The 17,733-nt window shown below is 66.9% G+C and carries 16 protein-coding genes and 2 tRNA genes; 7 read left to right on the top strand and 11 right to left on the bottom strand.

Annotated features, from left to right (window positions below):
• Positions 1-41: 41 nt before the first annotated feature.
• From A5781_RS21430 to A5781_RS21400, 7 genes are read right to left on the bottom strand one after another with little or no spacing between them, the layout of a single operon-like run.
• Positions 42-863 carry a CoA ester lyase gene (locus A5781_RS21430; protein ID WP_067211454.1) on the bottom strand — a complete coding sequence of 274 codons (822 nt, stop codon included), beginning with the start codon at positions 861-863 and terminating at the stop codon, positions 42-44.
• Positions 860-1,357, bottom strand: coding sequence for a MaoC family dehydratase (locus A5781_RS21425; RefSeq protein ID WP_067211450.1), 498 nt, complete (start codon positions 1,355-1,357; stop codon positions 860-862). The genes A5781_RS21430 and A5781_RS21425 overlap by 4 nt, the downstream gene beginning before the upstream one ends.
• A complete protein-coding gene (locus A5781_RS21420) occupies positions 1,354-2,520 on the bottom strand; it encodes an acyl-CoA dehydrogenase family protein (RefSeq protein ID WP_067211447.1) in 1,167 nt (388 codons plus the stop codon). Before A5781_RS21420 ends, A5781_RS21425 begins: the two co-directional genes overlap by 4 nt.
• Complete coding sequence (locus A5781_RS21415) at positions 2,517-4,523, bottom strand: acetyl/propionyl/methylcrotonyl-CoA carboxylase subunit alpha (protein ID WP_067211607.1); 2,007 nt, start codon at positions 4,521-4,523, stop codon at positions 2,517-2,519. Before A5781_RS21415 ends, A5781_RS21420 begins: the two co-directional genes overlap by 4 nt.
• A gap of 5 nt (positions 4,524-4,528) precedes the next feature.
• Complete coding sequence (locus A5781_RS21410) at positions 4,529-6,100, bottom strand: carboxyl transferase domain-containing protein (RefSeq protein WP_067211444.1); 1,572 nt, start codon at positions 6,098-6,100, stop codon at positions 4,529-4,531.
• Between the two features lie 11 nt (positions 6,101-6,111).
• Entirely contained in the window at positions 6,112-6,762 is a 651-nt protein-coding gene (locus tag A5781_RS21405; protein WP_067211604.1) for a 3-oxoacid CoA-transferase subunit B, read from the bottom strand.
• 50 nt (positions 6,763-6,812) lie between these two features.
• Positions 6,813-7,556, bottom strand: a complete 744-nt coding sequence (locus A5781_RS21400) for a CoA transferase subunit A (protein ID WP_067211440.1) — start codon at positions 7,554-7,556, stop codon at positions 6,813-6,815.
• A 193-nt stretch (positions 7,557-7,749) separates the two neighbouring features.
• Here A5781_RS21400 and A5781_RS21395 point away from each other — a divergent pair, with 193 nt between their 5' ends.
• Entirely contained in the window at positions 7,750-8,409 is a 660-nt protein-coding gene (locus tag A5781_RS21395) for a TetR/AcrR family transcriptional regulator (protein WP_067211437.1), read from the top strand.
• A gap of 61 nt (positions 8,410-8,470) precedes the next feature.
• The gene (locus tag A5781_RS21390; protein ID WP_231990770.1) at positions 8,471-9,259 is read left to right on the top strand and encodes an MmpS family transport accessory protein; all 789 of its coding nucleotides are present in this window, start codon (positions 8,471-8,473) and stop codon (positions 9,257-9,259) included.
• Positions 9,260-9,264: 5 nt separating this feature from the next.
• On the opposite strand, the gene A5781_RS21385 is transcribed toward A5781_RS21390, so the two are convergent.
• On the bottom strand, positions 9,265-10,605 hold the full coding sequence (locus tag A5781_RS21385; protein WP_067211433.1) for an MFS transporter: 1,341 nt from the start codon (positions 10,603-10,605) through the stop codon (positions 9,265-9,267).
• A 99-nt stretch (positions 10,606-10,704) separates the two neighbouring features.
• Between A5781_RS21385 and cmrA the strand changes: the two genes are divergently transcribed.
• Positions 10,705-11,511 (top strand): mycolate reductase, encoded by an 807-nt coding sequence (cmrA, locus tag A5781_RS21380; RefSeq protein ID WP_067211598.1) that lies wholly within the window; start codon positions 10,705-10,707, stop codon positions 11,509-11,511.
• 2 nt (positions 11,512-11,513) lie between these two features.
• Here cmrA and A5781_RS21375 read toward each other — a convergent pair whose 3' ends face one another.
• Positions 11,514-13,079, bottom strand: coding sequence for a helicase HerA-like domain-containing protein (locus A5781_RS21375; RefSeq protein ID WP_067211430.1), 1,566 nt, complete (start codon positions 13,077-13,079; stop codon positions 11,514-11,516).
• Positions 13,080-13,201: 122 nt separating this feature from the next.
• On the opposite strand from A5781_RS21375, the gene orn reads away from it, so the two are divergent.
• The 3 genes from orn to A5781_RS21360 all read left to right on the top strand — a co-directional run bounded on the left by orn (position 13,202) and on the right by A5781_RS21360 (position 14,474).
• Positions 13,202-13,849, top strand: a complete 648-nt coding sequence (gene orn, locus A5781_RS21370; protein WP_067211427.1) for an oligoribonuclease — start codon at positions 13,202-13,204, stop codon at positions 13,847-13,849.
• 45 nt (positions 13,850-13,894) lie between these two features.
• Positions 13,895-13,970 (top strand) — tRNA-His (locus tag A5781_RS21365).
• A gap of 165 nt (positions 13,971-14,135) precedes the next feature.
• Positions 14,136-14,474, top strand: a complete 339-nt coding sequence (locus tag A5781_RS21360; RefSeq protein ID WP_231990772.1) for a hypothetical protein — start codon at positions 14,136-14,138, stop codon at positions 14,472-14,474.
• Positions 14,475-14,481: 7 nt separating this feature from the next.
• Here A5781_RS21360 and A5781_RS21355 read toward each other — a convergent pair whose 3' ends face one another.
• Complete coding sequence (locus A5781_RS21355) at positions 14,482-15,693, bottom strand: Ig-like domain-containing protein (protein WP_067211424.1); 1,212 nt, start codon at positions 15,691-15,693, stop codon at positions 14,482-14,484.
• 438 nt (positions 15,694-16,131) lie between these two features.
• Between A5781_RS21355 and A5781_RS21350 the strand changes: the two genes are divergently transcribed.
• A tRNA-Lys gene (locus A5781_RS21350) sits at positions 16,132-16,204 on the top strand.
• Between the two features lie 665 nt (positions 16,205-16,869).
• Here A5781_RS21350 and A5781_RS21345 read toward each other — a convergent pair.
• Positions 16,870-17,664, bottom strand: coding sequence for a hypothetical protein (locus tag A5781_RS21345; protein WP_369817778.1), 795 nt, complete (start codon positions 17,662-17,664; stop codon positions 16,870-16,872).
• Positions 17,665-17,733 lie beyond the last annotated feature (69 nt).

Here is a 17,733-nt window from a genome sequence, read left to right as displayed (position 1 = left end):
CGCGCCCCCGGCGGCGACGCGGGCCGGGCGGCTTTCGACGGTCACCCCGCGGCGGACTGCTCCGCCCGGCGCACCAGCATTTCCGCATGCTTGAGCACAGGCGAGTCCACCATCTGTCCCTCGAACGCGAAGACGCCGCGCTCGGTCCGCGCCGCCTCCAATACCCTTCGGGCCCAGTCGACTTTCTCCTCGCTGGGGCGGTAGGCATCGCGCACCACCGGAATCTGGGTTGGGTGGATGCAGACTGTCCCGTGGAACCCCACCGCGACGGCGTCGTTGGCTTCCGCGCGTAAACCGTCGATGTCGCGGATGTCCAGATGCACCGCGTCGAGCGCGACCCGGCCGAAGGTGGACGCCGCCAGCAGGACCGTGGATCGGACGTGGCGGGCGAAGTCCCGGTAGGTGCCGTCGGCCAGGCGGCTGGAGCTGCCCCCGAGGGCCGCGACGAGATCCTCGGCGCCCCACATCATTGCGACGGTCCCCTCGGCGGCGGCGATCTCGGTGCTGAAGACCGCACCGCGGGGCGTCTCGATCAGCGCGATGACATCACGCGGCGCCAGCGCCGACACTTGCGCGGCCGATTCGGTCTTGGAGAGCATCACCGTCGTGTAGGGGGTCTCGGCCAGGGCGTCCAGGTCGCGGCCGTGCTCCTCGGTGCCGGCCGCGTTGATGCGCACCACAGTGCGCTCGGGATCCAGCAGGGTCTCCCGCAGCGCCTTGCGCGCGGCGGGCTTGTCCGCTTCGGCCACGCCGTCCTCGAGGTCGAGGATCACCACGTCGGCCGCGGCGGCGGCCTTCGCGAACCGCTCGGGCCGGTCCGCAGGGCAGAACAGCCAACCCGGGCCGGCGGCTTGCAGGTTCACTCGGCCTCCTCGTCGCTCGGGCGTTTCTGGACCAGAGTTGTGCGCGCGGCTCGTGCGACTATGTCGCCGTGCTGGTTACGCCCGGTGTGCTCGAGGGTGACGATCCCTTCGCCGGGCCGGCTCTTCGACTCCCGCTTAGCGGTGCACACGGTCTCTGCGTACAGGGTGTCGCCGTGGAAGACCGGCTTGGGGAACGAGACCTCGGAGAATCCGAGGTTCGCGACGATGGTGCCCAGCGTCAGCTGCGAGACCGACAGTCCGACCAGCGTGGACAGGGTGAACATCGAGTTCACCAGCCGCTCGCCGCGAAAGCCGGGCTGCTCGGCGGCCCACGCCGCGTCGAGGTGCAGCGACTGGGTGTTCATGGTCAGCGTGGTGAACAAGACGTTGTCGGCCTCGGTGATGGTACGGCCGGGCCGGTGCAGATACGTCGTGCCGATCTCGAATTCCTCGAACCACAGGCCCCGCTGGATGATTGACCTAGCTTCGGTCATGACAGCCCCAGCGATCGAGCGATGAGCATCAGCTGGACCTCGGTGGTCCCCTCACCGATTTCGAGGATCTTGCTGTCGCGGTAGTGACGCGCCACCGGATACTCGTTCATGAAGCCGTACCCGCCGTGGATTTGCGTGGCGTCGCGCGCGTTGTCCATTGCCGCTTCCGACGCGATCATCTTCGCGATGGCCGCCTCCTTCTTGAACGGCTTGCCGGCCAACATCTTTGCGGCCGCATCGTAGTAGGCCGTCCGCGCGACATGAGCCCGTGCTTCCATCCGCGCGATCTTGAAGCTGATCGCCTGATACGAGCCTATCGGCTGCCCGAAGGACTGGCGTTCCTTGGCGTACTTGACGCTCTCGTCGACGCAGCCCTGCGCGGCGCCGGTCGACAGCGCGGCGATCGCGATGCGGCCCTCGTCCAGGATGGACAGGAAGTTCGCGTAGCCGGTGCCGCGGGGGCCCAGCAGGTTCTCCTCCGGGACGCGCGCGTCGGCGAAGCTCAGCGGGTGGGTGTCCGAGGCGTTCCAGCCGACCTTGCTGTAGACCGGCTCGACGGTGAATCCCGGGGTGCCGTTAGGCACGATGATCGTCGAGATCTCCTTTTTGCCATCGGCAACAGTGCCGGTGACCGCGGTGACGGTGACCAGCTTCGTGATGTCGGTACCGGAATTGGTGATGAATTGCTTGCTGCCGTTGATCACCCACTCGCCGCCGTCGAGCCGGGCCGTGGTCCGGGTGGCGCCCGCGTCGGAACCGGCGCCCGGCTCGGTGAGCCCGAAGGCGGCCAGGGCCCGGCCGGCCGTCAGGTCCGGCAGCCAGCTAGCCTTCTGTTCCTCGGAGCCGAAGCGGTAGATCGGCATTGCACCGAGGCTGACGCCGGCCTCCAGCGTGATCGCCACCGACTGGTCGACCTTGCCGAGTTCCTCGAGCGCCAGCGATAGCGCGAAGTAGTCACCGCCCATGCCGCCGTATTCCTCTGGGAACGGCAGGCCGAACAACCCCATCTCGCCCATCTTGGCGACGACCTCGTACGGAAAGCTGTGCTCTTCATCGTGTTTGGCCGATACGGGGGCGACGACGGTGCGCGCGAACTCGGCCACCGTGTCGCGAAGATCCTGGTATTCCTTGGGTAGCGTTCCCGCGGTAATCGATGTCGTCATGTTTCGTCCTTACTCGAATCGGCTGCTGCTTCAGGCTCTTCGGGAACCAGCCGGGCCAGCACCTGGTCAACGGTGACCTGATCGCCGACAGACACCAAGAGCTCCACTCGTCCCGAAACCGGCGCGGAGAGCGAGTGTTCCATCTTCATCGCCTCCACGACCACCACCACGTCGCCCTCGGCTACCTCGGCGCCGGAGGCGGCCTGGACCGCGATCACACTGCCGGGCATGGGGCTGACGATCTCGGCCTGCTGCGCACCGGCGGCGCGGTGGATCTTGTGTTCCTCGGCCTCGCGCAGGTGCCACGCTCCCCGCTCGTCGCCAATCCACAGGTGACGGTCTGCCTCCGCCCATCGGTATTCGCGGCGCACCCCGTCCAGCGTGACGTCCATCCGCGCGCCGTCGACTTGCGCGCTCGCGGAATGGATCTCACCCACACCGACCTGCAGGCGGGCGTCGTTCGGCGGTCCCCATACCGACACGGTCTCGCTGCGCAGCGGGGTCTGCATTTCGGTGCGTACGGGTGCCGGCGCGCCCCCGACCCGCCATCCGGTCGGCGCCGCCCACGGATTGCCCGCGGCACGACGGTCCAGTGCCCACTGGCGGTAGAGGCCTCCGGCGGCGAGTACGTCGTCGGGCGCCGGCAGCGGCGCGAAGTCGGCCACACGCTCGTCCAGCAGCGCCGTGTCCAGGTCACCGGCCTGCACTCGCTCGTCGGCGAGCAGGAATCGGAGGAATTCGATGTTGGTCTGCACACCCAGGATCGCGGTCCGCGCCAGCGCCCCGTCGAGTTTCGCGAGCGCTTCGTCGCGGTCCTCCCCGTGGGCGATCACCTTGCTCAGCATCGGGTCGTAGTCGCTGCCGACCTGCGTGCCCGCCAGCAGTGAGGAGTCGACCCGCACGCCGGCGCCGGAGGGTTCGGCGACGTGCAGGACCCGGCCGCCGGTGGGGAGGAATCCCCGTGCGGGATCCTCGGCGTACACCCGAGCCTCGATCGCGTGGCCCCGCAATTCGATGTCGTCCTGCGCGAACCCCAGCTTCTCGCCCGTGGCCACCCGGAGCTGCCACTCCACCAGGTCCAGGCCGGTAACCGCTTCGGTGACCGGATGTTCCACCTGAAGCCGGGTGTTCATCTCCATGAAGAAGAACTCGTCCGGCCGGTCGGCGGACACAATGAACTCCACCGTTCCCGCGCCGACGTAATCGACACTGCGGGCGGTGTTGCAGGCAGCCGCCCCGATGCGGGCGCGTGTCTGCGGGTCGAGCAACGGCGAGGGCGCCTCTTCGATCACCTTCTGGTGGCGGCGTTGCAGGCTGCACTCGCGCTCGCCGAGGTGCACCACGTTACCGTGGGTATCGGCGAGAACCTGCAGTTCGATATGCCTGGGGCGCAATACGAATCGCTCGAGAAACAGGGTGTCGTCGCCGAACGACGAGGCGGCCTCCCGCCGGGCGCCCAGCAGGGCATCGCGCAGCCGGCTCGGGTCGTCCACCAGGCGCATGCCCTTGCCACCGCCGCCCGCCGACGGCTTGATCAACACCGGATATCCGACTTCTTCGGCGGCCGCGACCAACTCGTCGTCGCTCAGTCCGGGCTTGGCCACACCGGGCACCACCGGCACGTCGAAGGCGGCGACCGCGTTCTTCGCGGTGATCTTGTCGCCCATCACCTGGATTGCCCGTGCCGGCGGACCCAGGAACACCACGCCGGCACGCTCGCAGGAGGCGGCGAAGTCGGCGTTCTCGGAGAGAAATCCGTAGCCGGGATGGATAGCCTGAGCTCCGGTGCGTGCCGCCGCATCGAGCACCTTGCCGATGTCGAGGTAGCTCTCGCGGGCCGCGGCGGGACCCAGGCGGACGGCCGTGTCGGCCTCCAGGACATGGCGGGCGGTGGCGTCGGGGTCGCTGTACACCGCCACCGACCGGATGCCCAGCCGGCGCAGGGTCCGCATTACCCGGACGGCGATCTCGCCGCGGTTGGCTACCAATACGGTTTCAAACATGGTCATCACATCCGGAAGACGCCGTAGGAGACCGGCTCCAACGGGGCGTGGGCACATACCGAAAGCGCCAGCCCGACAACCGTTCGGGTGTCGGCCGGGTCGATGATGCCGTCGTCCCACAGGCGCGCGGTCGAGTAGTACGGGTTGCCCTGGTCCTCGTATTGCGCGCGGATCGGCGCCTTGAATGCCTCTTCCTCGTCGGGCGGCCACGGTTTGCCGGCCGCGGCGAGTTGCTCACCGCGCACCGTGGCCAACACCGAGGCGGCCTGCTCGCCGCCCATGACCGAGATGCGCGCATTGGGCCACATCCACAGGAAGCGCGGGGAGTACGCCCGTCCACACATCGAATAGTTGCCCGCCCCATACGATCCGCCGATCACGACGGTCAGCTTGGGCACCCGGGCACAGGCCACGGCGGTGACCATCTTGGCGCCGTGCTTGGCGATGCCGCCGGCCTCGTAGTCGCGGCCCACCATGAACCCGGCGATGTTCTGCAGAAACAGCAGCGGGATCTTGCGCTTGTCGCACAGCTCGATGAAATGGGCGCCCTTCAAAGCGGATTCGCTGAACAGCACGCCGTTGTTGGCGATGATGCCGACGGGATGGCCGTGGATGCGCGCGAAGGCGGTCACCAGCGTCTTGCCGTAGTTGGCCTTGAATTCGCTGAATTCGCTGCCGTCGACCAGGCGCACGATGACCTCGTGCACGTCGTAGGGCACGCGCGGATCCGGCGGCACCACCTCGTAGAGCTCGCTCTGCGCGTGCTTGGGGTCGACCACGGGCTGGACGTCCCATTGGCTGGGTACGCGCGGACCGAAAGTGGCAGCGATGGCGCGGACGATCCGCAACGCGTGCTCGTCGTCGTCGGCAAGGTGGTCGGTGACCCCGGAGACGCGCGAGTGCAGGTCGCCGCCGCCGAGGTCCTCGGCCGAGACGATCTCACCCGTCGCAGCCTTCACCAACGGCGGACCGCCGAGAAAGATGGTGCCCTGTTCGCGGACGATGACGGCCTCGTCGCTCATGGCCGGCACATAAGCGCCGCCCGCCGTGCACGATCCGAGGACGGCGGCCACCTGCGGGATTTCCTTGGCGCTCATGGTCGCCTGGTTGTAAAAGATTCGGCCGAAGTGTTCGCGGTCGGGAAACACCTCGTCCTGGCGCGGCAGGAAGGCGCCGCCGGAGTCCACCAGGTAGATGCAGGGCAAGCGATTCTGCAGCGCGACTTCCTGTGCGCGCAGGTGCTTTTTGACCGTCATCGGGTAGTAGGTGCCGCCCTTGACCGTGGCGTCGTTGGCGACGATCACACACTCGCGCCCCGACACCCGGCCGATCCCGGTGATGATCCCGGCCCCCGGGGACTCGTCGTCGTACATGCCGTTGGCGGCCAGTGGGGCGAGCTCCAAGAACGGGCTGCCCGGGTCGAGCAGTCGATCCACCCGTTCGCGCGGCAGCAGCTTGCCGCGGCTGACGTGGCGCTCCCGCGCGCGCTCGTTGCCGCCCAGTGCCGCGGCCGCCAGCCTGGCGTTCAACTCGCCGACCAACCGGCGGTGCTCATCGGCGAACGATGGAGCGGTCATCACGGATGAACTCACGAATGCCTCCCGGTTGTCGCCAGCACAAGCGGCGGTTCGGTCTTGTCGATCACCTCGTCGGTCGAGACGCCCGGCGCCGTCTCGACCAAGTGCAAACCGTCGTCACGGACATCAATGACGGCCAGGTCGGTGATGATACGGTCGACACAGCCCGCGCCCGTCAGCGGAAGCGCGCACCGCTCAACGATTTTCGGGCTGCCGTCGCGCGCGGTGTGCTCCATCATCGCGATCACCTTGCGGGCGCCGTGGACCAGGTCCATCGCACCGCCCATGCCCTTTACCATCTTCCCGGGAATCATCCAGTTGGCGAGGTCGCCGGTGGCCGAGACCTGCATCGCCCCAAGCACGGCGACGTCTAGGTGTGCACCGCGAATGATCCCGAACGAGGTCGAGGAACCGAAGAAGGACGCGCCGGACAACGTGGTGACCGTCTCCTTCCCCGCGTTGATCAGGTCCGCGTCGACGTCCTCGGGCCGGGGATAAGGTCCCACGCCCAGGATGCCGTTCTCCGAATGCACGACCACGGTGACGCCGGCTGGGATGTGGTTGGGGACCAGGGTGGGCATCCCGATGCCGAGGTTGACGTATTGACCGTCCTCCAGTTCGGCGGCCACCCGCGCGGCCAAACCCTCTCTGCTCCATGGCATCAGCGCCACTCCTCCTCATCGCTTCGTTCTGCATCGTCGTGGCGCGCGCATCAGCGCACCGTCAGCTTCTCGATCGGCTTGACGGGGTCGGGCGCATGCACGACTCGTTGCACGAAGACGCCGGGGGTGTGCACCGTAGCGGGGTCGATCTCTCCCGGCTCGACGAGGTGTTCCACCTCGGCGATGGTGATCCTGCCGGCCTGCGCGCAGTCGGGGTTGAAGTTGGAGGCGGCGCGGTGGTAGACGAGGTTGCCGTGCCGGTCGCCCTTCCAGGCGTGCACCAGCGCGAAGTCCGTGCGGATCGCCCGCTCCAGAACGTAGGTGACACCGTCGAAATCGCGGGTCTCCTTGGGCGGCGACATGACGGCCACCGCGCCCGAGGCGTCGTAGCGCCACGGGAGCCCACCGTCGGCGACGGGAGTACCCACCCCCGCCGGGGTATAGAAGGCCGGAATCCCCATGCCACCGGCACGCAGTCGCTCCGCCAGCGTGCCCTGTGGGGTGAGTTCCACCTCGAGCTCACCGGCGAGGAACTGGCGGGCGAACTCCTTATTGTCACCGACGTAGGAGGCGACCGCACGGCGAATCCGCTTGTGCACCAACAGGTGCACCAGCCCGACACCGTTTCCGCCGCAGTTGTTGGACACCGTCTCCAAGTCACGCACCCCGGTGGCGACCAGCGCGGCGATCAATGCCTCGGGGATGCCACAGAACCCGAAGCCTCCGACCGCCAGGGACGACCCGTCGGTTATGTCGGCAACCGCCTCAGCGGCCGTCGCCACCACCTTGTCCATCGCCGCAGCAGCCTCCTTGCCGTCGGGCGGGGCGTTTTGAGTTAATCTTCATTAACTCAGGGCGACAATACCATCGTCGCTCCCGCTGGTCCAGGGACTACTGCACCGGAAGGTCGCCGCCCGTTACCGCAGGTTAATCGTGAATAACTCATGCTAAGTTAGTGGTGATTAACCAACTGGACGGGGGTTCGTCATGACAACGTCCACCTCCGACGGCCAGGCCGGCCCCGCCGATGCCCCAAATCGACGCAGCCAGTTGAAATCCGACCGTCGCCTGCAGCTGCTATCGGCCGCCGAGCGACTGTTCGCCGAGCGCGGCTTTCTCGCCGTGCGGCTGGAAGACATCGGCGCCGCCGCCGGCGTCAGCGGCCCGGCGATCTACCGGCACTTTCCCAACAAGGAGTCGCTGCTGGTCGAGTTGCTGGTGGGCATCAGCGCCCGGCTGCTCGCCGGCGCCCGCGACGTGCGGGCCCGCAACTCCGACGACCCGGCCGCAACGCTCGACGGTCTGATCGACTTTCACCTGGACTTCGCGCTGGGCGAACCGGACCTGATCCGCATCCAGGACCGCGACCTCGCGCACCTGCCCGAGGCCGCTGAGAAGCAGGTACGCAAGGCTCAACGCCAATACGTTGAGGTCTGGGTCGGCGTGCTTCGCGAGCTCAATCCCGACCTCGCCGAGGCCGATGTGCGGCTGACCGCCCACGCGGTTTTCGGTTTGCTCAATTCGACGCCCCACAGCATGAAATCCCCCGACGCCTCGCGCGGCAAGCCCGCCCGCGCCGCACGGTCCCGCGCGGTGATGCGCGCGATGACGGTCGCGGCTCTCGCCGCGGGGAACGAGTGCCCCTGAGCCGCCCATGAGGTGATTCGCCGTCCGAGCGCCCGGCGCAGGTACTCTTGCAAACTATGAGGTGGACATGAACGATTCACGTCCCACCGAACGGTTCAGTGACTCTTTGCCGGGATCGGGCCAGCAGCGCGCCTGGTACCCGCCGCCCGTCGACCCGGCTTACGCCGATCAGGCGCCCTATGCACCGGCCTATGGCGCGCAAGCTCCGCCGTGGGCGGCCGGGCTGAACGACACCAACACGACCAGGCAGCTGCCCGCGTACTGGCAGCAGGAGCTTCCTCCGTCGGGTCGGCTGCAGCAGCAGGGCTCGGCTCCCCCGCCGCCCGAAGGACCGAAGCCTCCACCGCGATGGCTGTGGATCGTCGCCGGCGCGGCCGTGCTGCTGGTGGTCGCCTTGGTCATCGCTCTGGTGCTGGTGAACAACGCGATCAAGACCCAGACCGCCGTCCCGCCGCTGCCCGCCATGCCGGAGACGACTCCCCCGATGCCGAGCCCGTCGACACGCACGTCAGCGCCGCGCATCCCCGCCCCGGTGCCCCCCACCGGCGGATTGCCGACGCCCACCGAGTCGACCGGCCCGGCCGGCCTGCAGGACATCGTCTACAGCGTGGCCGGCGAGGGCCGCGCCATCAGCATCATGTACATCGACACCGGGGATCTGATCCAAACCGAATTCAACGTCGAGCTGCCCTGGACCAAAGAGGTCAGCCTCGCCAAGTCGGCGGCGCACCCGGCCAACGTCACAATCGTCAACATCGGTCACAACGTCACCTGCTCGGTCACCGTCAACGGCGCTCAAGTGAGCAAGCGCGCCGGGGTGGGCTTAACCATCTGCGACGCCCGGGGCTAACCGCTCTACGACGGTTCGCCGGCGAGGGCACCGCGTGCCGGGACCCGGACCGCCAGCATGGCCAGCAGACCGGCGATCAGCACCAGCGAGATGCCGCCCAGACCGGCGCGCACGGCGCCGAATACATCCACGAACACGGAGAACAGCCACGGCGCGACGAACGCCACCGCCCGCCCGGTCATCGTGTACAGGCCGAACGCGACACCCTCCCGGCCGTGCTTCGCCATCTGCAGCAGCAGGGCACGCGAGGACGACTGCGACGGCCCGATGAACATGCACAGCAGTAGCCCGCAAATCCAGAAGGCCACCGAGCCGGACAGCAGCATCAGGGTGAGCCCCAGGACGACGATCGCGGCCAGCGACGCCACGATGACGGGTTTCGACCCGATGCGGTGGTCGACGAAGCCACCCAGCACCGCGCCCACCGCCGCCACCACGCTGGCCACCACACCGAAGATGAGCACGTCGCCCTGCGAGATGCCGTACACGTTGACGCCGAGGACGGCGCCGAAAGCGAAGATCGCCGCCAACCCATCCCGGAAAAGCGCGCTGGCGAACAGGAAGTAGACCAGGTTGCGGTCGCGCCGCCATTCGGCGGCGACCTCCGCAAACAGCTTGCGATAGCCGCCGAGCATGCTCGTCGGCTCGTGCACCTCGGTCGAGTCGGGGAGCCGGTGCGCGACGAGCAGCAGGGGCAAAGCCAAAATCGCCAGCCATGCCGCCGCGACCAGCATCGCCTCGCGGACGTAGAGGCCGTCGTGCTGAGATATCCGGAACAGCCCGCGCGTGGCATCCGGCCCGGAGCCATTCCCGGAAATGAATCCGGTGTAGACCACGAGCAGGAGCAGGACGCTGCCGATGTAACCGGCGGCCCAACCCAAGCCGGAAATCCGGCCGGCGGTCTGTGGCGTCGAAAGTTGGCGCAGCATCGCGTTATACGGGACGCTGGCCAGATCGCCGCAGGCCGCCGTCGCCCCCAGCAGTGCCAGCCCGGCCCATAGGTAGCCGGGGCGGTCATGGATGAAGAACATCCCGCATGTCAGCGCGACGGCCAGAGCGGTCAACACGCTCAGGGCCACCCGCCTGCGATGCGGGGACTCCACCCAGACGCCGACGGCCGGCGCCAGCAGGGCGACGGTCAACCCGGCAATGGCCGCGGCACGCCCCAACCAGCTCGCCGGTGTGGTGCCGCCGGATATACCCACCCCCACGCTGCTGGTCAGATACACGGAGAAGACGAAGGTCGCCACTATGGCGTTCAGGCCGGTGGAGCCGCAGTCCCAGAGCGCCCACGCCACTACCCGGGAGGGCGTGGGCGTGAGTGAATCCGGCGACGGCTGGCGCATGCCCGGCACTCTATGTGTTTCGCACACCGCGTGCCGCATGCTTTCGGCAGCCGACCCGCCGCGCCCGGCTACGCCGCGCCGCCTGTCTACGATTGGCTCATGCCGATCCCCGCGCCCAGCCCAGACGCGCGTGCCGTGGTGACCGGAGCTTCGCAGAACATCGGCGAAGCGCTGGCTACCGAACTGGCCGCGCGCGGACACAGCCTGATCGTCACCGCGCGACGCGAAGACCTGCTCAACGAGCTGGCCGCCCGCCTGAGCGACAAGTACCGCGTCGCCGTCGAGGTGCGGCCCGCCGACCTGGCCGACCCGGGGGAACGGGCGAAGCTGTGCGACGAACTGGCCGCCCGACCCATCTCCATCCTGTGCGCCAACGCCGGCACCGCGACCTTCGGCCCGGTGGCGACGCTCGACCCGGCGACCGAAAAGGCGCAGCTGCAGCTGAATGTGCTGGGCGTGCACGACCTTACGTTGGCGGTGCTGCCGGGCATGGTGGAGCGCAAGGCCGGCGGCATCCTCATTTCCGGTTCGGCGGCGGGCAATTCGCCGATTCCCTACAACGCAACCTATGCGGCCACCAAGGCGTTCGCGAACACCTTCAGCGAATCGCTGCGCGGCGAACTGCGCCACTCGGGTGTGCACGTGACGCTGCTCGCACCGGGACCCGTGCGCACCGACCTGCCTGACGACGCCGAGCGGTCGCTGGTGGAGCGGCTGGTGCCGGACTTCCTGTGGATCTCCACCGAGCACACCGCCCAGGTGTCACTGGATGCGTTGGCGCGCAACAAGATGCGGATCGTCCCCGGCCTGACGTCCAAGGCGATGTCGGTGGCGAGCGGTTACGCGCCGCGCGCGATCGTGGCGCCGATCGTGGGCAGCTTCTACAAGAAGCTGGGCGGCAGCTAGCCTTACTTCCGCCGCCGACGGCCGTTGCCGAACTTGACTCGGATAAGTTCGCGGATCCCGGTGTTCACCGCGCTTTGCACTTCCCGATCGTGCCACAGCCGTTCTAACAAGCCGGACCCTTTGGGCTCCGCCGGCTCCGGCATCGGCGGCACCGGCTCGTTCGCCGGCACTGGCGGGTACTCGGACTGGACCTGCGGCGGCTGCGGCCCCGGTTGGGCTGGCGGGCCCGGCTGCGGCCGCTCCGGTTGCTGAACCGTCCGGCCGTACTTCGCCTGCAGCGGACTGTCTTTCGCTGCCTGCGCGATAGCGTCGGCGCCGATCGAGGCCATCAGCGACCGAGGCACCCGCATCCGGGTCCACGCAACCGGCGTCGGTGCGCCCTTCTCGGACAGCACCGTGACAACGGCCTCACCGATTCCCAGCGACGTCAACGCCGACTCCAGTTCGTACACATCGGTTTTCGGGTAGGTGCGGACGGTCTTGCTCAGCGCTTTCTGATCGTCCGGGGTGAATGCCCGCAGCGCGTGCTGGATGCGGGCGCCCAGCTGGGAGAGCACGTCGTTGGGGACGTCGGTGGGGAGCTGGGTGCAGAAGAACACCCCCACACCCTTGGAGCGGATCAGCTTGACCGTCTGTTCGACCTGTTCGAGGAAGGCCTTGGAGGCATCGGCGAACAACAGGTGGGCCTCGTCGAAGAAGAAGACCAGCTTGGGCTTGTCGACGTCACCGACCTCCGGCAGCACCGCGAACAGATCGGTCAGTAGCCACATCAGGAAGGTGGAGAAAATGACGGGGCGCAACGACTGACCACTGAACTCCAGCAATGAAATGATGCCGCGGCCCTGCCCGTCGACGCGCAGCAGATCGTTGGGGTCAAGCTTCGGCTCGCCGAAGAACGTGTCCCCGCCCTCGCCGCCCAGGTTCACCAGTGCCCGCAGGATGACGCCCGCCGTCGTCGACGACACCCCGCCGAGATCTTTCAGGTCGGCCTTACCCTCCTCGCTGGCCAGGTGGCTGATGACGCCGCGCAGATCGTCCAGCGTCACCAGCGGACGATTGTTCTCCTTGGCCCAGTGAAAAATCAGTCCCAGCGTCGACTCTTGGGTAGCGTTGAGCCCCAACACTTTCGACAGCAGAACCGGACCGAAGCTGGCGACGGTCGCGCGTACCGGTACGCCCACTCCCCCGGTGCCCAGCGACAGGAACTCGACCGGGAATCCGGTCGCCGCCCAGTCGTCGCCGGTGTCTTTGGCCCGGGCGGCGGTCTTGTCGTTGCCCTCACCTGGCCGGGCCAGGCCCGAAAGATCGCCCTTCACGTCGGCCATCATCACCGCAACGCCCGCCGCGCTGAGTTGTTCGGCGATCAGCTGCAGCGTCTTGGTTTTGCCGGTTCCCGTCGCACCGGCCACCAGACCGTGCCGGTTGATCGTGGAGAGCGGGATGCGGATCTGTGCCGTCGGGTCGGCCGCGCCGTCGACGACGACCGTGCCCAATTCGAGTGCCTGTCCGTCGACGGCATAACCGTCGGCGATCCGGCGTGCGGGTGTCTCCGCTGATTCGGTGCTCATCGTGCTGCGCCCCCCTGTTCTCCAGTGGTTCGGCATGCGGTCCGGCAACGCTCACACTACTTCTCCGGCGGAGTCGGGGGCGACGGACAACGTGAGCGCCACTTGCGCCTAGTCTGAGCGCTGTGCGAGACGAGTTGGTGTGGATCGACTGCGAGATGACCGGGCTGAACCTCGGCTCGGACAAGTTGATCGAAATCGCGGCCCTGGTCACCGACGCCGATTTGAACATCCTCGGCGACGGCGTCGACGTGGTGATCCACGCCGACGATGCGGCGCTGTCGTCGATGATCGAGGTCGTCACCGAAATGCACTCGCGTTCCGGGTTGATCGACGAGGTGCGGGCGTCCACCGTCGACATGGCGACCGCCGAGGCCATGGTGCTCGATTACGTCGGCAAGCACGTCAAGCAATCCAAGACGGCGCCACTGGCGGGCAATTCCATCGCCACCGACCGCGCGTTCATTGCCCGCGACATGCCCGCGCTGGACTCGTTCCTGCACTACCGGATGATCGACGTGAGCTCGATCAAGGAGCTCTGCCGACGTTGGTATCCGCGGATTTACTTCGGCCAGCCGGTCAAGGGACTCGCCCATCGGGCGCTGGCCGACATCCACGAATCGATCCGCGAGCTGAAGTTCTACCGCCGGACGGCGTTCGTCGCCCCGCCGGGGCCGTCTACCAGCGAAATCGAGGCCGTCGTGGCCGATCTGGACGGCACGCCGGGCCCGTCCGGAGCAATTGATTCGGCGACCGAGCCACCGAACCGCTAATATCGACAGTCGCTGCTCGTGGGCCCCGGCCCGGCGGCGGCCATGGTGGGTGTAGTTCAGTTGGTAGAGCGTCAGGTTGTGATCCTGAATGTCGCGGGTTCGAGTCCCGTCACTCACCCCAATCGGTTGGGAGGCGTTGTCGCTTCCCGACCGCCTGGGCGTAATCGACCCAGCGCAATGCGATCGCGCCCCTACGCAGGAGGGACAGCGGCCCGTGCCGCCGAATCATCGTCGGATACGCCGCCCCCTTGCCCGGCGAGCGGCCATCGCGGGCTGCGCTGTTCTTCTGGCCGGCTGTGGGGGATCGAGCCACACGGCGACCACCGTCACCTCGACGCTGCCCGCAGCGACCAAGACGGTGACCGTGACCGTCGCGCCGCCACCGCCGCCGGGGCCCAAAACGACCATCGCGGCGAATGGCACGTTCATCGTCGGCAGCGACATCGCACCGGGCACCTACCGCAGCGCCGGCAATTACGGATGCTATTGGGCGAGGCTGCGCAGCCTGGACACCGGCGACATCATCGACAACAACGTCAACGACGGTCCCCAGGCGGTGCAGATTCTGCCGACCGATCGCGCCTTCATGACCAGGAACTGCGCAGCCTGGCAGAAGGTCGCCTGATCGCGCGTCAGGTGTTGGCGTTGCCCGCTTTCCACTGCGGCCAGGGCACGTTCCAGTCACCTAGCCCCTCGGTGCCAGGCAGCGTCGGCCCCACGGTGTTGATGACCTCGACGATGTCGCCGCTCTTGCTGTGGTCGTAGAACCACTCCGCATTGCTGGGGCTCACGTTCAGGCACCCGTGGCTGGTGTTGGTATGTCCCTGTGCGCCGACCGACCACGGCGCGGAGTGCACGAACACGCCGCTGTAGGACATCTGGGTAGCCCAGTCGACTTCGGTGCGATATCCGTTGGGCGAGTTGACCGGAACGCCGTACGTCGACGAATCCATGATGATGTGCTTGAACCGGCCGCCAATGATGTAGAACCCGTTGGCAGTCGGCGTGCTGTCCTTACCCATCGACGTCGGCATCGTCTTGACCACTTCGCCGTTGACGCGCACGGTCACCGTCTTGGTGGTGTCATCGGCGGTCGAAATGACCTCGTCGCCAATGGTGAAGTGGGTCTTGACGCTGTCCTCGCCGAACATTCCGTCACCCAGGTCGACGCCATAGGTGTTGACCGCCACATCGACGGTCGTTCCCGATTTCCAGAAATGCTCTGGGCGCCAACGTACTTCACGATTGTTGAGCCAGTAGAACGCACCCTCTACGGGTGGGTTGGTGGTGATCGTGATGGCCTTCTGCGCCGCGGCGCGGTTGGCGATGTTCTCGTCGAAGCGGATCGCCACCGGCTCGCCGACGCCGACGACATCGCCGTCGCCCGGGTTGACGTACGGCATGGTCAGATGGGCGGGCGAGCTGGTCTGGAAGGTCATCTGGCGATTCGCCGCGCCGCCCATGCCCAGCGCTTTGGCGCTCAGCGTGTAGCGCCGGTTGTAGCCGAGCTGCTCGGTGGTCGACCAGCGCAGCCCGTCGGGGCTGAGTTGGCCGCTGATCGACCTGCCGTTCTCGTTGACCATGGTGACCGATGCAAGGACGCCGTCCGCGACGCTCACTGTCACGGGTGAATCGACGGTGACGCCGACGGCGCCGTCGGTCACCGAGGCGGTGAGCCTCGGGACGAGCAGGTCGGCAAACGGGGTGCCCTTGTCGAAGATCACCTTCTGCGGCGCCGCGGTGTTGCCGCCGCCGCAGGCAACGCCGAAGACAGCAACCGAAGCGATCGCGGCAGCCAGCCACGATCGTCGTTTGCGCAAAGGCGTCATCGACCGACCTTCCATGAAATTTGATGAGTTGGTCACCGCTGACCAGAAACAGTGCATGAATTGTAATGGGTTTTTGGGCGCTCACGTGCCGTCCTCGGCAGGTCCACGATCCGGTGTCACGCGATCGTGACGAATTGCGCCGTCAGGCCATTTCAGCCGGGTCTTCAGGCCGGTTGATCGACCGTCTCGTGGAGTTCGGCGTCGCCGGACCACAGAACTGCGGCCGGGTGCGATACGCGACTTGGATGCCGCCTTTCGCACCGACCGGGCACCGTACTGCGGGACGCTGTTCTGAGCACGCTGCGCTGCAGGCCATTTCGTTGATCGAGGTGACCGGAGCGTCCGGGCGGGGGCCTGCCATCTTCTCGGTGGCTACGCTGGAGAGGATTCCAAGGATTTCACTCCGCGGCAGGACGCCTGTTATTGTCGCGTACGCGGTCTCGACCGTCGAAAGCGCCGTTAGCTCAGTTGGTAGAGCAGCTGACTCTTAATCAGCGGGTCCGGGGTTCGAAACCCTGACGGCGCACAACCCATAACCCGAGGTCAGAAAAATTTTTTCTGGACTTTGGTGTTTGGCGACATGCCGGCCACCGGTTCGGTGAACATCCCCCATGCTGGGGCGGGCGACCCCTGCAGCAATCGGCACGCCGGTGCGTTGTCTTTAACTTGAACGACTATTCGACCCCATGCCGTCGTACCCGCCGCAGGCGATGATGGTGGGGATGAGGGCAGCGCCAATCGAATTCAGTCGGACGGCATTCCCATGCATCGTCTCCAATCGGGGTTTTGGGGGTCCCCGTTATATAGGGCGGCGCAGTTTCGTGGGGCGTTGCTTGTCGGGGTCGGGTCGGGGCTGGCTTTGGATTCGCTATGGCAGCCGCCGGCTACCGTCGCCACCGCCGCTAGAGCGACCAGCGCGAACGCGGCGCGCTGGGTTGACCGCAGAACGGACATGCATACCTCCCGAGGGCGATGTCGACATCCGGTCGACGCGGTGACGGACTGACCTAGAGGGAACCCGACCAAACCGGGCGAGCTTGCTGCGCTACTTGCCGATGACGAGATTTGGGCGCGTGAAACTAATCAGAGCGCCAATAACTTGCAGCATGCCACAGCAAACCCCGTGGCGGTATCTGTATCACGCGCGCTGGTCCGGACGGCGTGCGACTTCAGCCCGTACATGCATAGCGACTACGCCGGTGGGGCCGAGAGGGCCTGGATGACCGCGTTCAGCGGCTCCGGCGAGGTCGCAGTGTCGCCGATATACGGATGGGCGAGTTCCAAGACGAGAAACAGGTCGGTGGCCAGCAGCACGGCCACGGTCGCGACCAACGAGTAGTGAATGACGGGGTTTTCGACGCTGTAGACGATGACGCAGCCAAGTACCAGCCCGCTGAGCAAGAAGAAGACTACCCACATCGACGAGGGCAGCCCGTTTGCAGTGCGAGCCCGGATCAGCCGATCCGTGCGTGCCTGACCGATCTTGTCAAGGGAGTCGGAAGACGCAGCGAGAGAAGCCTTTTGGATATCGGTGCGCGGCTGAACTACCTGATATGCGGCGCGAAGGCGCTGCAGCGCCTGGCCGGCCGCAGGGTAGGCGTGGCCGTTGGCGGCCATCGGCCACTCAGTTACGGCCGCGCGTTCATAGTCCAGCAGCGCTTGGCGGATTCGGTCGCTGTCAGCCTTGTCGAACACGGTGAGGCCGTTGGCCAGCTGTACCCCAGTCGTGCCCTCGGCCCGCATCGCGTCGTCCGCATTATTGTTCTGACCCCACATCGCGGTAACGATGAAACCTGTGAAGAACGCGTACACGAACCCGACCAACAAGAAGGCGAACTGCGTGACCTCGCTGCGCTCGTCCCCCCTCAGGCCGGGAAATCGATGCCGGACATACACCAGGGCGAGCACTGCTGCGCCCGCGATGAGGACGTTGAGCCCGACTAACAGCAACCATGACGGGACATTGCTCACGATCCAACCACTCACAAGCCACACTCCTCGAGACCATCACCCCGAAAACCCGGGCGGAGATGGAAAATTGGGCCAGTCGTGGAT

It is taken from the genome of Mycobacterium sp. 852002-30065_SCH5024008 (genome assembly GCF_001665645.1).
Lineage (GTDB): Bacteria > Actinomycetota > Actinomycetes > Mycobacteriales > Mycobacteriaceae > Mycobacterium > Mycobacterium paraffinicum.
Note: the sequence above shows the minus strand (reverse complement) of the source record. Positions and strands in the feature narration are given on the sequence as shown.

What these genes read in the sequence shown, in the direction of transcription:
- A5781_RS21425 (WP_067211450.1), bottom strand. Translation starts at nt 1,357, where the DNA reads ATGACCGAAGCTAGGTCAATCATCCAGCGGGGCCTGTGGTTCGAGGAA.
- A5781_RS21420 (WP_067211447.1), bottom strand. Translation starts at nt 2,520, where the DNA reads ATGACGACATCGATTACCGCGGGAACGCTACCCAAGGAATACCAGGAT.
- A5781_RS21415 (WP_067211607.1), bottom strand. Translation starts at nt 4,523, where the DNA reads ATGTTTGAAACCGTATTGGTAGCCAACCGCGGCGAGATCGCCGTCCGG.
- A5781_RS21410 (WP_067211444.1), bottom strand. Translation starts at nt 6,100, where the DNA reads ATGACCGCTCCATCGTTCGCCGATGAGCACCGCCGGTTGGTCGGCGAG.
- A5781_RS21405 (WP_067211604.1), bottom strand. Translation starts at nt 6,762, where the DNA reads ATGCCATGGAGCAGAGAGGGTTTGGCCGCGCGGGTGGCCGCCGAACTG.
- A5781_RS21400 (WP_067211440.1), bottom strand. Translation starts at nt 7,556, where the DNA reads ATGGACAAGGTGGTGGCGACGGCCGCTGAGGCGGTTGCCGACATAACC.
- A5781_RS21395 (WP_067211437.1), top strand. Translation starts at nt 7,750, where the DNA reads ATGACAACGTCCACCTCCGACGGCCAGGCCGGCCCCGCCGATGCCCCA.
- A5781_RS21385 (WP_067211433.1), bottom strand. Translation starts at nt 10,605, where the DNA reads ATGCGCCAGCCGTCGCCGGATTCACTCACGCCCACGCCCTCCCGGGTA.
- cmrA (WP_067211598.1), top strand. Translation starts at nt 10,705, where the DNA reads ATGCCGATCCCCGCGCCCAGCCCAGACGCGCGTGCCGTGGTGACCGGA.
- A5781_RS21375 (WP_067211430.1), bottom strand. Translation starts at nt 13,079, where the DNA reads ATGAGCACCGAATCAGCGGAGACACCCGCACGCCGGATCGCCGACGGT.
- A5781_RS21355 (WP_067211424.1), bottom strand. Translation starts at nt 15,693, where the DNA reads ATGGAAGGTCGGTCGATGACGCCTTTGCGCAAACGACGATCGTGGCTG.